Below are 13,206 nucleotides of genomic sequence, written 5' to 3' on the forward strand. Positions count from 1 at the left end.
GATTACTTGAACACAACATCACTATTTGAAAATATCCCAAATCTTGAAACCAACAGATTAGTCTTGCGCAAACTAGAAGTTTCAGATGCCGAAGACTATTTTAATGTTTTATCAGACCCAGAAACGATTAAACATACAAGATGGGATTTATTCAATACTGTAGAAGATTCGATTGCGTACTTAATATATCTTGAACAGAAATATCAAAGTAGGCAAGCTTTTCACTGGGGAATAATAGAAAAGGATTCACAGAAATTAATAGGTAGAGTAGCATTCATTAGCTTTGATGAAGAAAATGATAGGACGGAAATTGGCTACGTTATATCAAAACACTATTGGAATAAAGGATTTATATCTGAAGCAATCCAGGAACTAATAAAATATGGCTTCAATGAACTAGGAGTGAACCGAATTGAGGCTAGATGTAATGAAGATAATATTGGATCCGAAAGAGTAATGCAAAAAGTCGGCATGAAATTTGAAGGAATATTAAGAGAACAACTCAAAATGAAAGGGAATTACAAAAATCAGAAACATTATTCATTATTCAGAAGCGATTTGTAAGTATATCAAGGAATATGATGACATCACATAACACCATATCACGCTACAGGGCTACCGCCCTTTGGTAGTCAAATATATAATCATAGAATATGCTCAGTCAACAAACGCCCAGCCTAAGATAAGAGCTATCTAAGGATGGGGCGTTTCGTGAATACTTAAACGTTAGATGAAACATATGCAAATTAAGAGAAGAGAGATATTATCTTTTTGCTCTGTTAAATAAAAATTTTGATATAAAGGAGAATTATTATTGAAAGAGGATATACGTAATTACCTGGAGAAATTTGATGAACAAACAAAACAGAGATTTTGTGTTCTATATGGACTTATTTATGAAAGTAGTTCTCAAATAATTCATGAAAAACTATGGGCAAAAATTCCATCATTTTATGTTAATAATAATTTTGTTCGAATTATTCCTTTTAAAGAACATATAAACGTTGAAGCTAAATCAGTTCTTTCTCATAAGGATGAAATACAGGAATATAAAATAACACCCAAGGGTATGTTGCAAATTTTTCATAATCAGCAAATTCCAAATGAATTACTGAAAGTAATTTTTAAAGAGAGCCTTGAATAATCAATTTATTACAGAACATTAGATGAAACAAATGTAAAACTAAAAGGGGTAAACACATTGAATGAATTAGAAATGGCCATTCAGTATAGAAAATCGGGACAACTTGAAGAGGCGAGATCATTATTATTAGATTTAATAACAGAAGGGGAAAGTCAAAATCCATCCATATGGTATCAGTGTGCCTGGGTTCACGATAACTTGGGGAAAGAAAGGGAGGCCATTCCTTTTTATAAACAAGCATTGGAATTTGGTTTGTCAGGAGAAGATAGACAAGGTGCACTTTTGGGATTGGGGAGCACATATAGAACATTAGGAATGTATGAAAACTCTAAGGAAGTATATGAGATGGCAGTAAAGGAATATCCGGAACGTAGAGAGTTTCAAGTATTCTATGCAATGGTAAAGTTCAATCTTAAAGAATACAATGATGCAATGGAAATCTTATTAAAGCAATTGATAGAAACAAGTAATGACGAGGGGATACAGTCATATCATAAAGCTATTCATTTTTATTCAGATAAATTAGATCAAATATGGGAGTAATGATTTCGCTTATTAGGAGTTCTGTTTGAAACAATGAAAGACGCCATAGTCGAATCTGAAAAACCTACCTTCATCGGTAAAATATGAATATATGAAATTGATGTTGATTGGAAGGATGAGACGTGCACCATATTCCTGTCTTTGAAGACCAACAGACCGAGATCGACGCTATCGAATGGCTGATCAAGAAGCATTCTCTCCCGATTTAGCGCATTATTTTGATACTCTTACTCATTCGTTTCAAACAGAAGTAATGAAACCTGATACCAAAATTTTCGAGATTGCCTGTTAATCACTAAATATTATACCCGAGGAATGTATCTATCTAGGTGATGGTGGAAGCAATGAGTTATCATCAGCCAGAGCCTTTGGTATGGAGTCGTATTATGCAAGTTGGTATATAGAGAAGTGGCCAAGTTGGAAGAAGCATGAAAGTGGAAGAGATAACGTAAATGAATTCCGACGGTCGAGTGATATTAAAGAACTTGTAAATATAGCGAAAATGGCTTGATGATAGCGTAAACACTACACTCACGTTCGGGAGCTGAAGTTCCCTTGGTTGTTTATATGTAAAAATGGAAGCAGCTTAGATAACAAATGACCCATCCTAAGATATGAGCTATCTAAGCCGGCGAGGGTTTGTGAATGCAAAAATGTTAAGTGAAATTCAAAAGAGAAAGGAAAATTATGAAGAAAATTTCATTTGTTATTTTAGTGTTTATCTTATTAATTATATTAAGTTCATGTTCAAGGGAAAAAGACTTTAGAAATATAATTTGGGGTATGACAATATCAGAAGTTAAGAATGCAGAAACCTTAAAACTCGAACCTCCTAAAGAAGGCGGTAAATTAAAGGTACTAGAATATAAATATACGTCAACTTTTTCAGAAGATTCTTATGTGATGTACATGTTCCTAGAAGAAAGTAATTACACTCTAAGTTCTGGTGGGTATTGGTATTATATTGATCAAGCTGAAAAAAGGAAATCACTTATTGAAACAATTAAAAGTGAAAAGAGTGAAATATATGGAAATGGAAAAAAATTCGAGAATAGTAACTTTAGCGGATATATATGGGAATTCGATGGTACAGTTTTAAGTGTTTTTGATGACATAGGGGCAGAAGCTGTAGTTGAAATCTATTTGGATAAAGAATATATTAATACGTTAGCTGAAATAACCGGTAGAAAATAAATAGAGGTGAGTAATACAATGAAGTTTACATATAAACTTAATAATATGGGCTGGGTTGATGTTTATCTCCAGATTGGGAATACAGAAATGTATTTTTATCCAAGTTATTTGTCAGAGCCACTGGTTGATTTAGTAAGATCAATTGAATTGTTACTTCCTGAATGTAGCTCTGAAGATGAAGTTCGGAATGTGGTTCAGTTTGATTGGGATTCAGAGCCAGCAATTCATAACTGGGTTATCGAAAGGATATCAGAAGAAAAAGTTCGTATTAAAATAGTTCTATACAAGGATGGTATAAAGACAATCCCTGGAGAATTAGTATTGTTAGAAGAATGTGAATTGAAGCAAATGATTTATGAAGTGGTTAACTCAATGGAGGTATTATTAAAGAATCATGGAATTATCGGATATAGGAAACAATGGTGTGCTCAGGATTTTCCGATTAGTAGTTATCTTCAACTTAAATATTATCTTTTGAATAATTGCGGCTTTCCAATAAAAATAAATAATCCAAATGAGTGGATAGAAAGAATAGAAACAAGTATTAATAAAGAATTAGAATTAATGAAGAAAAGTCTTGTGTAGGTATATCAAGAGGTCGGTTACATCAGCTAACACCGTATCTATGCTGCGGGCTTCGCCCTTGATTCGTAAGATGAGGTAAGGAAGAAGAATAATTATGGAATAAGTTTTGACCACAAACGCCTCAACCTAAGATAGGAGCTATCTAAGGTTGGGGCGTTTTGTGAATACCAAAACGTCAGTCGAAATTTTCTGCATAGAAAAGATTATTGAAACTAGGCATGCCATTCTCCGACGAGGTAAATAGTCATAGATAAACAGTCGACTACATATCTTTAAAATGAATTTTATCGTTCGTGAGAGGCAGGGTTTTGACCAGCTTGAATAGTTCATTTATGCTTCACAAAGTTGGGGAAGGAGTTGTGCAGGATGTCTCTTCAGGAGGAAGGTGCGCTTGCGGTCGGTTCCAGCCGAATCTTGCTCTCACTTGCTGAATCATGGTATGAATCCGGGTTGTCCAATCTCACGATTTACGTAACAAACAAGGAACCAACAGACACGGGAAAACTCACAGAGCTTTGCGAACAAACTCTAGGCAGTGAGACCGAGATCACAATAAAAATTATTGCTACAACAGGAGATGAGGAGCCGAATTGGAAGGCGATCGTTCGGCCTTTTCAATTTATTTTGTATGTTGCGGAGCATGGTGAATTAGAGGAGCTTCGGATTATTCAGCAAGCTTGTATAGCAGAAAAGAACCAAATGCTCCCTGGCATCGCGATAAGAGGAATGGGAATGGTAGGACCGCTGCTGGGTCCTGATGGGGACGGACTCTGGGAGTCAGCATATCTGAGAATTCATTCAACCGTCTTTTACGAGAGACAAACGCCAGAGATATTCTCTACTTCGGCTGTAGGTATCTTATCCAATCTTATTGTTCATGAATGGCATAAAGCAATTACGGGTGAGCATGAATTAGACAATAGAAATCAATGCTTTTTACTTGACCCTGTCACGTTAACTGGATGCTGGCATCCTTTTCTATCTCATCCTTTAGTATCCGGATATGACGTTGCCCGTCCGTTGAAAAATATAGAGCTTAGTCTAAGAACAAATCATGAGCAGATAAGCTCGGATGTATGGTTTACTGCATTCAACCAACTGACTTCGGGGGTAACAGGTATTTTTCATGTATGGGAAGAGTCGGACTTAATCCAGTTTCCTCTGGCACAGTGTCTTGTTCAGCCAGCAAACCTTTTGTCAAAAGAACCTGCACATCTTTTACCGACCATTGTCCGAAGTGGACTAACGCATGTAGAGGCTCGGTTAGATTCGGGATTGGCAGGGCTAGAAGCCCATGTGACCCGCATAATCCCTTTGCTGTTTGCTAGCTTACCTCCACATCAGCAAGAAGGAATCAGCATCGGAGTAGGGTGTGATATAGCTGAAGCCGTTGGACGAGGGGTTCGGGCTGGTTTAACTAAAGAGTTAGGAAAACAGATTATGTCTGATGATCCAATTGTTGTTCAGCGTATAGTATGCCAGCAAATCGAAGACGTCCGTTGTCATTATTATTTGCAAGCGTTAACCATTCTAGAGGGGGAATCCCTTATTACAGTAGGTGAGCCGTTGTTCGGTTTGCCAACAGTGTGGGTCTATTCAGATTCCTCATGGTATGGCAGCGCAGATCTTAGTTTCACGCTTGCCCTTCGCCATTCTCTGTAGAAGGCACTCCGTAAATCCGAGCCTACTTCGGTTTCTCCTGTTCTTAGTGATGATCATGAAGTTCAAGAAATGACAATTTCAAATGGCGAACATGTTAGCAATGGCTCTTTGCTATTATCAGCCATTGAAACTCTGAAGCTGTGCCATAAGCGTCTTGAGGTGTTCGAACTGCGCAGCGAATCTTTGTGGGGCAAAGGGCCGTTTGTAGCATATGGAGTAGTTCTCGTAGAGGAGGAGTCCGCTTGAATACTGTCGCTATTATTGGGGAGGGTATGCTTGCCGATACCGTGTGTAAGCGTATGTCTGGGCTATTGCTTGTTCGAAGAAAGGACTTCAGTGAAAATATACCCGCTGTAGACTTAGTCTTGGTGCTGCAGGAAGAGGAGAACACCTCCTATCATGTTGAAGCTGAACAGATGCTAGGGTCGCGTGGTATTCCATGGTTGTGTGCCTATGTATCCTTGGGAGAAGGAATTATAGGGCCGCTGATTGTTCCGGGAACGACTGGATGCTTCCAATGTGCAGAAACACGGTTATCTTTGGCTGGGAGCAATCGCAAAGAAGTCGAGGATATGCTTATGAAGCTCGTGTCTTATAATAATTATCTTTCGTAAAAGAGAAACAATGATTCGAAGGGAGACTCAGTCTATTAAAAAATCAATTAGTTGGAGCGCTTGGAAAAAATTCTTGATAAATTTTGTTGGGACTTTCGTTCTCTGTAGTTTAGTAGCATTTGCATACGATTTAATAGTACAGCGCAAATCTTTTGATGAAATTGATTATGTGCATATTATTGCTTTCTGCTCTACTTAGTACAATAAGCGGTATAGCTAATGCTAGAAAGTAAAGTATGCAACTAACAATTAAACTGGATGGAAAGGGAATATGCCTATAGATAATTTAATTCTATCATTAACCCTATTAAATATAGTCCTATATAAATCTCGCCAAGCTACCATGATAAAATGGCGGCTTTTTGTTTGCTCTAAAAGGCCAGACTTCACTCCCACGACTTTCTTTAATCATGTGAAATAGTAATTTGACGAATATTGACGAATAATTACAAAAAAGATATTCTTGTATTAAGGAGGTAGATTCCAGATGATGGATAAACAGATGGGAATACATTACATGAACCCTATTGATGGAAAACTATCTGAATACACAATTTATCTATAGCCGAAAGCGTAAACTTGCTCCCACAAAGCTTCTTAATTAATGTCATGATTACATAATATTAGGAAAATAGAGATGCTATAACATCAGGAGGAAATTTGAAAATGACAGAAGCTCACGATAACAACAAAGACATTCAATGTATTGCTAAAGGGGTCAAAATTAACACTGTTGCTTTCTATCAGCCAGATCATAAGGTTGATAATCAGTACTATATCGACCGTTACGATGGTTTAGGTGTCGATGTTCGAGGGCTAATAGATTCTCTCGGTAAAGACATTCGATATATTATTGATAACGAAGATGAGAATGCTGTAACTATGGCAATTATTGCTGCTAAATCTGCTCTGGATAAAGCAGGGCTCCTTGCTGAAGATATTGATATGATTCTTTTCGTATCTCAAACTCCTGAGTATCTTATTCCTACAAACGCTCTTAAGATTCATGCAGCTATCGGTGGTAAGCTTACAACATCTTGCTTCGACTTGAACGGGAACTGCGCTGGCATTCTTGTTGCCGTCGAACAAGCAAGTAGAAATATCATCGCTAACAACTATGTTAATCGTGTACTGGTTGTAGGAGCCGACTACATCTCAAATCATAGTTTAGGAGAACCTATCTTCGATTGTAACTTTGCTGATTCCGCTCTTGCTGTTATTGTTGAGCGAGCAGAAGGAACTGGGTTCATCGATTCTGAGTATCAAACAGATACATCTGTAATTGATAATGCACTATTCCCTGCAAATGGGCTTTCTAGCTGGGGTAAACCCGAGGATGGACCTCGGATGAAGTTTGAACCGTTCGATACCAGCGCTCCTGTAAAAATTGCTGTAGCTTCAATCGAAAGATTGCTCGAGCGTAACGGACTGACAAATGATGATGTAGGCAGTTACTATCTATCTCAATTCGCACCTGGTAACATCGAAGGTGTTATCGAAGGTCTGGGGGTCAATAAGGATAAAGCTCTATATATTGGCGACAAATACGGGTATACTTCGACTAACAGTCCATTCACTGCTCTGTACGAGGCTATTGAAACCGGTAAAGTTTCCCGTGGTGACTATATTGTCCTTTGGACAGTCGGTGCAGGTTGGCAGAACGTGAGCCTTCTGTTCCAGTACTAATAGAATTATTTACGTCAGTTGACTTTATGTTTTAGTCTTCCACACATTTTGTACAACATGTGAAGGGGATTTTTATATTGCAATTTATTTATCATACACAAAAAACTTCGGAGGTAATTAATCATGATGACAACATTTTTCACAACAGACAGTGCTACGGTATCATGGAATGAGAAAGCTAAGGCGGTTCACGTTGAATTCAACACTTTCGTGCATAGTAACGAACTACGTGAGATCTGTGATAAAGCTATGGAGCTTCAGCAACAAAAGGGAGCACAGCGTATGATTTCTGACAATCGCAAACTTACCGTTATCAGTCAAGAAGATCAAGAATGGATCAGTACCGTACATAATCAACGTATTCAGGATTCCGGTATCAAATTTGTAGCTATCGTTCTGCCAGAGAAGACCATCGGAAAAATCAGCATGAAGCGCGTTGTTGCTTCCTCAGTAGCATTTGACGATATCAAAACTGCCTTTGAATCCTTCGATACAGTTGAAGGTGCTGAAGAGTGGTTGAATTCCTAAAGTAATCTAAAAAGTAAGGGACCGTTTCTCGTCTAACGGCCCCTACTTTCTCAAGTATACAACTAAGCACCATATACGTATGGTGTCCGTTGAAATAAAAGCGGTTGCATTAAATCCCTTATTCAATAAGGGATTTTTTTATATTTACATCCAGTTTCAGTTTAAAAAATGTTAAAAAATGGACGTGCAATGGGGTTGGGTAAAGAATGTGTTGCACTTGCAAAGAGAATTAGAACAAAAAGCAAGAAGGAGTTACTTGATCATATAAGCTGATAAAGCCATTATTGTTGCCAAAATTGGATCTTACGTAAGGAATGAAGCAAGATATATAATAATAAGTCGTAAAATTAAATTTGGAAGTATTTTATTTGTATCATCACCAATTGGCCGACAAGGCAATAGCCGGAGCTTAACATAAAGATTTATTGAGAAACTGATTGGAAAATATTCTACATCATATGCAACACGAGATATCACCTGGAGAATAATGATGTACCCAAACTAAATAGAGCACTCATTAATTCTAATAACTATGACAGATGAAGAGATGACGAAATGCTGCTGTAAATAATATGTAAGACAATTGAAACCGGGATCCAATACAATTTCTTTAAATTCTTTCTGACATCTTCACAAAACTCGTATTTTGTACATATGTACAGAGGTTAAATTAACCCCTATATATTAAGGCCCATGCGTGTCCAGTGACAAAGATTTGCCTACATTAATGACATAAATCCCCCTACATTATCTTCACTAACGATCGATCATTTAACGGTATTTTACCATGCTAATAAATTTATAACAAAAAACAGCACGCAAATTGCGTGCTGTTTTTATTTACCGAATTGTAGATAATACCCGTAAGTTTCGAAGATATTTTTCGGCTGTTTTTTTTATTTTCTTCATTACTATCCGTAATAACTAACCTCATTGGCAAATGTGACATTTCTAGGATTGTCTTTTTGGTAACCTCCTCCTTAATCCCTTATCGTTTATGGTTACTGTAATCACCTTGAAATCATCATCACGTATGTAAACGCTCCTACTGATCGCTTGAATCTCATTTCCATAACAAAATGTGGTTGTTGAATTTCTTACACGACTCCGTTTGCTTGCACAGAGATCGCCGTCGAATCTTCCCCTCTTGTTTTTGTAAAACACGGATTCCCTGTAAGGTTATCCCTTCGGCTTGTATTGATTATCGCTGGTGCGCTACGCAATCTTTTTAAATATCTCTCAGCAGCCTTCTTTTCCTCATTATTACCATCGTTGATTGCTAATCTCATAGGAAGAAATGAGATCTCACCATCGTTTATTTTGCTCTCATTTTCATAGGGGCAATGTAGACTGTTAGGAATTATTTTGTTAAAAATGAACTTTTCTATTCTGTTTTCATTTAAAGGGAAGAGAATAATTGATTGGGAGGTTCGTGGAGTTAACTTTTCCAGACTTGGCCTTATCTTTCTTTTTGCGTACTCCTCAGCAACTCCTAACCATTCTTTAAAATGGTGATCAGCCACCTCCCATAAAAGATGGTTAATAATCCAGGTAAGGGTCCTAGCATTGTATGAACTATAGAACATAAGCAGCTTACGGAAGTCATCGTTCATATAATGAAAGGGCAACTCAAACTGAGATACATGATTAGTTTGAGTTTTCTTATATTGATCGATGAAAGGATTTATATTAAAAAAACTTTCTTTCCAAAAGACATAAGCATATGCATACGGACAAATGGTTGGGAACTCTTCACCCGGTTTCTTGTACATACCTAGTAATCTCTTCAAACAATGTCTATGATTTTTCATAACTGTCTTCATCAAATACTCCTCATATCCATGCAAAGTACTTACTAGTGAATAATAGAAATTATTATATTGGTTTATTAAAGAATTTTTTGGTGAGGAAGTTTGGCAAACAGGGATATAAAATGCAGTATTCATGACTGCGATACTTTGTAGAATCTTTAATATACTTTGCATTAGCTTATCGCCTTGGTCTAAAAAAGGACCGAAAATGATTGTATTCTGTAAAATTTCTATATGTTCTCTTGACAATATTAACCAATTAGCAATAGAAGCTTCCTTAATTGTAAGCTCCACTGATGAAGAGTGATAATTTTGTGAAGCTCTAAGGGGCTCGCCGCAGTTACAAACAAAACCAGTTTCTAAATGATGTCCTGGCATCAAATATTGAATGGATTGTTTGCAGTTTGGACAAAGATCTTCTAATTTGGACAGATGGTACGGGCATATCTCAGTCATTTTGAACTGATGGAGCATGCTGTGATACCCTTCTTTTATACACTCTTTGCAAAAAAAGAGTTTTTCTCTGAATAATGATTCGGGTCTTATATATGATGGAAACATGTGAGTGAGTTTATTTTTAATACTTTCGGTATGATCAGACAAGGATTCTCCAAAAGTCTGCTTAAATTTCAGATCATCTATTCCCTCGAAGGTCCATAAATTCAAATATCTCTTACTTATTAAGTTGCCAGTATTTACAGCGGGCTCTGATCCAAATGTATTTAAAAACTGTCGTGTATTAACAAAATTGTTCATTTTTATATTCTCGATGATCGACCATGGGGACTCATATTCATCTTGAACAATCCGCAATTTATTCATTCTCAACCAATGTGCTCCTCCCTTAGTTTAGGTATTTTAATAAAGGCCTCTCTAATCTCAATATACTTATCAAGCTTACCTTGTAATATTTCTACATAACGACTTCTCCCTTGTTGCTTGCCTTCCTCGATTTGCTTTTGGAGAGTTTGAATTTGCTCGATATAATATGGGAGGAATGTACTATCAATATAAAAACTTGAGCATTTAAAAACCATACAAGGCTGCTCCAGGGTTTGACTCAAATATTGACAGTGGGTCCTTGGCGACTTAATACAATATCCTTGCTCTAGCTTGGTTTCACCTAAATTTCGTTTAAGCCAATCTATATCAACATTATTTTCATAAGCCTGATCATAAATTTGTGTTTGAATGACTTCACCGGTTAGTGGGTCAAGACGTACTGCTCCCAATTCGTTGGAATAATCCCATTGAACTTGAAGATTATGGTCATGAATTTTCGCATAGATGACTGCCATTTCTGGGGTTACGTTTGACAATAACTTTTGTACATCCAATATAGTTGCCCCATCATTTATTTTCTTGACTCCATATCGGTGTCTGAATGTTAATGAACCAAAACGAAAGACTTTGCCTTTCTGGTCAGTAATTCTATGCTTCTCTGCAAAAAAATTCAGTTGACGAAGTATTGAAGGCTGTAAATAGGGCTTTCCTCTGTCTTTAAACTTTCCTTTGTATTTTAAAAAAAGATATTGTTCACTATTTTGCTCATAAGGAAATCTGTCTCTTATAAATATTTGTTGAGCTTTAACCATATTGTATATTTCTTCGCTTATCGGAATGTACTTGATTTTGTTTCTCTCTGAGACAATCCAGTAGCCATCTTCTCTTATTTGAAGGCAGTTTAACCTTAAATTTAAAATATCAATAAGATGGAAACCTGTGGCCTCCATTAGAATGACTATGGGTAAATATTGAGAATCTAAATCCGGCAGCTTATCAGTAATTTGTTCCCATATATGATCATCAACATATTCATATTCAGTGATCTTTTTCTTTTCTAACTTTGGACGGTCTTCCTGAAAAATTAACGATCTTGAAGGTTTTAAAGGTGCCTCATCCCAATCAAAACGCTGCATGTAAGTAATGTAGTTTTCAACATTAGCTACCATAGACCATATATAATAATTAGTTGGAGGTTGATTGCGATACTGTGAGGGGCTACTACCACCCATTGGATTGTTTCTTAAATAATCTACATAGCTGATAAAATCAGAACGTGTCATATTTCGAAGGTCATTCTGATCCGGATGTAATTTTGCATAAAAACCTAAAAATACATTAAGGCGGTGAACGTCTTGTCTTGCCGTGTTCCACTGTATGCTATCCATTTCAATCAGTCTCGTCGTAACGTATTTTTTTACTGAATCTCTGAATGAGAATGGGATTTTTTCGAAAGATAAGAAGTGATCTCCTCGGGTTTTGTTATACGGGATCCCCAATTTTCGTACGTCCCATTTATCTTTCACTAATTCATCTCGATAATTTGGCAGAAGGACTTCTTTATTCTTACCATACTGATTATCTCTGGCTAATATTTTATTCCGTTTCATCTCCTTTCTTCGCTCTCCTTTCTATTTTTGAAATTGTTTGCGCTGTTCAGAAGCGATGTAATTTGTTTTCAATATCGCTTCTTTCCAATGCTTCGTAGTAACCCAATGTAAAGGTTTATCACTATTCATTCCATGGTCAACAAAAATGATTTTTATAGCAATAATCATATGCTTCATGGGGATTTCAAAAGGTCCCTTGATGTTATACTTCGTTCGCAGTTCTACATAAAGATCGTGGATGTCTTTCGAAAAGTTTTGAAGTCGTTCTCCAACTGTGAATGCTTCCGGAAAATAGTACCTCGTAAAGGACCATCCGCTATCTTTTGGATACTCGCTCCTTTCGTCAAAACTTATTAGACACGATTTAATATCCATTTCATTTTTTAACCCATTGAATTTATGTTCTTCTATCATGAAACGTTGAATGATCTGATCTTCATGTCCTCGACTGTATATTGTTTTTTGAGTATACAACTGTGGTTGTCCTACTAAGAAAACAACAAGAGTTACCCTCAATAGATCTAATTTGTTATAGTAATCCATCAGCCATTCAAAATGCAGAGAGTCCAAACACTGCGCCTCATCTATAAACAAAACGACCATTCGTAGAGAATTTGTACATCCTTGCTGCTCCAAAAACTTTAGCAAGCGTTGCCTTTTTGCCCCCACTTTGCCTGCTAGTGCAAATGCGTGATCCATATCACTGAGCAAGGATTCAATAAACTCTTCTTCCTTAGCGATTTTGGCATGCAGACTAACGATATGGTGTATAGGCAGATCTACACCTAAGTGAGTGGGAATTTTATTTTTCAAATACTTGATCATCCAAGTCTTTCCCAAACGAGGTCTACCATAGATAACAGCACCTGTTATTCTCAACTGAATCCACCGGGAGACACTTTTAAAGATTTTCATGATTTCATTGGTTGGTATCTGGTAATCATCTATCTCTACGGGGTGGCTTCCCGGTGGAATATTTGGCCGCTCGGTTAATTGGAGTTCTGGTTCTATTGAGTTCGACTTCTTCATTGCTCTACCCATTATTC

At 36.8% G+C, this 13,206-nt stretch carries 13 protein-coding genes; 10 read left to right on the forward strand and 3 right to left on the reverse strand.

The window, feature by feature from the left end; translation table 11 throughout:
• Positions 1-6 precede the first annotated feature (6 nt).
• The 10 genes from NST85_RS14400 to NST85_RS14445 all read left to right on the forward strand — a co-directional run bounded on the left by NST85_RS14400 (position 7) and on the right by NST85_RS14445 (position 7,956).
• A complete protein-coding gene (locus tag NST85_RS14400) occupies positions 7-564 on the forward strand; it encodes a GNAT family N-acetyltransferase (protein WP_127191267.1) in 558 nt (185 codons plus the stop codon).
• A gap of 250 nt (positions 565-814) precedes the next feature.
• Positions 815-1,144 carry a DUF1801 domain-containing protein gene (locus NST85_RS14405; RefSeq protein ID WP_127191266.1) on the forward strand — a complete coding sequence of 110 codons (330 nt, stop codon included), beginning with the start codon at positions 815-817 and terminating at the stop codon, positions 1,142-1,144.
• Positions 1,145-1,201: 57 nt separating this feature from the next.
• Positions 1,202-1,687 (forward strand): tetratricopeptide repeat protein, encoded by a 486-nt coding sequence (locus NST85_RS14410; RefSeq protein ID WP_127191265.1) that lies wholly within the window; start codon positions 1,202-1,204, stop codon positions 1,685-1,687.
• A 687-nt stretch (positions 1,688-2,374) separates the two neighbouring features.
• Positions 2,375-2,881 (forward strand): hypothetical protein, encoded by a 507-nt coding sequence (locus NST85_RS14415; protein WP_127191263.1) that lies wholly within the window; start codon positions 2,375-2,377, stop codon positions 2,879-2,881.
• 18 nt (positions 2,882-2,899) lie between these two features.
• Positions 2,900-3,466, forward strand: a complete 567-nt coding sequence (locus tag NST85_RS14420; RefSeq protein WP_127191262.1) for a hypothetical protein — start codon at positions 2,900-2,902, stop codon at positions 3,464-3,466.
• Between the two features lie 366 nt (positions 3,467-3,832).
• Positions 3,833-5,128, forward strand: coding sequence for a hypothetical protein (locus NST85_RS14425; RefSeq protein WP_246053999.1), 1,296 nt, complete (start codon positions 3,833-3,835; stop codon positions 5,126-5,128).
• Between the two features lie 69 nt (positions 5,129-5,197).
• Complete coding sequence (locus NST85_RS14430; RefSeq protein WP_246053998.1) at positions 5,198-5,374, forward strand: hypothetical protein; 177 nt, start codon at positions 5,198-5,200, stop codon at positions 5,372-5,374.
• Positions 5,371-5,742: a TOMM precursor leader peptide-binding protein gene (locus NST85_RS14435; RefSeq protein WP_341189636.1), complete on the forward strand. Its 372-nt coding sequence runs from the start codon at positions 5,371-5,373 to the stop codon at positions 5,740-5,742. Before NST85_RS14430 ends, NST85_RS14435 begins: the two co-directional genes overlap by 4 nt.
• A gap of 666 nt (positions 5,743-6,408) precedes the next feature.
• Complete coding sequence (locus tag NST85_RS14440) at positions 6,409-7,428, forward strand: 3-oxoacyl-[acyl-carrier-protein] synthase III C-terminal domain-containing protein (protein ID WP_127191261.1); 1,020 nt, start codon at positions 6,409-6,411, stop codon at positions 7,426-7,428.
• Between the two features lie 123 nt (positions 7,429-7,551).
• Positions 7,552-7,956, forward strand: coding sequence for a hypothetical protein (locus tag NST85_RS14445; RefSeq protein WP_127191260.1), 405 nt, complete (start codon positions 7,552-7,554; stop codon positions 7,954-7,956).
• Between the two features lie 1,097 nt (positions 7,957-9,053).
• Here the strand turns inward: NST85_RS14445 and NST85_RS14450 are convergent.
• From NST85_RS14450 to NST85_RS14460, 3 genes are read right to left on the reverse strand one after another with little or no spacing between them, the layout of a single operon-like run.
• A complete protein-coding gene (locus NST85_RS14450) occupies positions 9,054-10,595 on the reverse strand; it encodes a hypothetical protein (protein WP_127191259.1) in 1,542 nt (513 codons plus the stop codon).
• Complete coding sequence (locus NST85_RS14455) at positions 10,592-12,160, reverse strand: tyrosine-type recombinase/integrase (protein ID WP_127191258.1); 1,569 nt, start codon at positions 12,158-12,160, stop codon at positions 10,592-10,594. The genes NST85_RS14450 and NST85_RS14455 overlap by 4 nt, the downstream gene beginning before the upstream one ends.
• 21 nt (positions 12,161-12,181) lie before the next feature.
• Complete coding sequence (locus tag NST85_RS14460; protein ID WP_170220138.1) at positions 12,182-13,201, reverse strand: ATP-binding protein; 1,020 nt, start codon at positions 13,199-13,201, stop codon at positions 12,182-12,184.
• Positions 13,202-13,206 lie beyond the last annotated feature (5 nt).

The sequence above is a fragment of the Paenibacillus sp. FSL K6-2524 genome (assembly GCF_038005525.1).
Taxonomy (GTDB): domain Bacteria; phylum Bacillota; class Bacilli; order Paenibacillales; family Paenibacillaceae; genus Fontibacillus; species Fontibacillus anaericanus.

Excerpts from the sequence above, each read along its gene's own strand:
- NST85_RS14420 (WP_127191262.1), top strand. The coding sequence starts at position 2,900 with ATGAAGTTTACATATAAACTTAATAATATGGGCTGGGTTGATGTTTAT.
- NST85_RS14425 (WP_246053999.1), top strand. The coding sequence starts at position 3,833 with ATGTCTCTTCAGGAGGAAGGTGCGCTTGCGGTCGGTTCCAGCCGAATC.
- NST85_RS14455 (WP_127191258.1), bottom strand. The coding sequence starts at position 12,160 with ATGAAACGGAATAAAATATTAGCCAGAGATAATCAGTATGGTAAGAAT.
- NST85_RS14430 (WP_246053998.1), top strand. The coding sequence starts at position 5,198 with ATGACAATTTCAAATGGCGAACATGTTAGCAATGGCTCTTTGCTATTA.
- NST85_RS14445 (WP_127191260.1), top strand. The coding sequence starts at position 7,552 with ATGATGACAACATTTTTCACAACAGACAGTGCTACGGTATCATGGAAT.
- NST85_RS14460 (WP_170220138.1), bottom strand. The coding sequence starts at position 13,201 with ATGGGTAGAGCAATGAAGAAGTCGAACTCAATAGAACCAGAACTCCAA.
- NST85_RS14440 (WP_127191261.1), top strand. The coding sequence starts at position 6,409 with ATGACAGAAGCTCACGATAACAACAAAGACATTCAATGTATTGCTAAA.
- NST85_RS14415 (WP_127191263.1), top strand. The coding sequence starts at position 2,375 with ATGAAGAAAATTTCATTTGTTATTTTAGTGTTTATCTTATTAATTATA.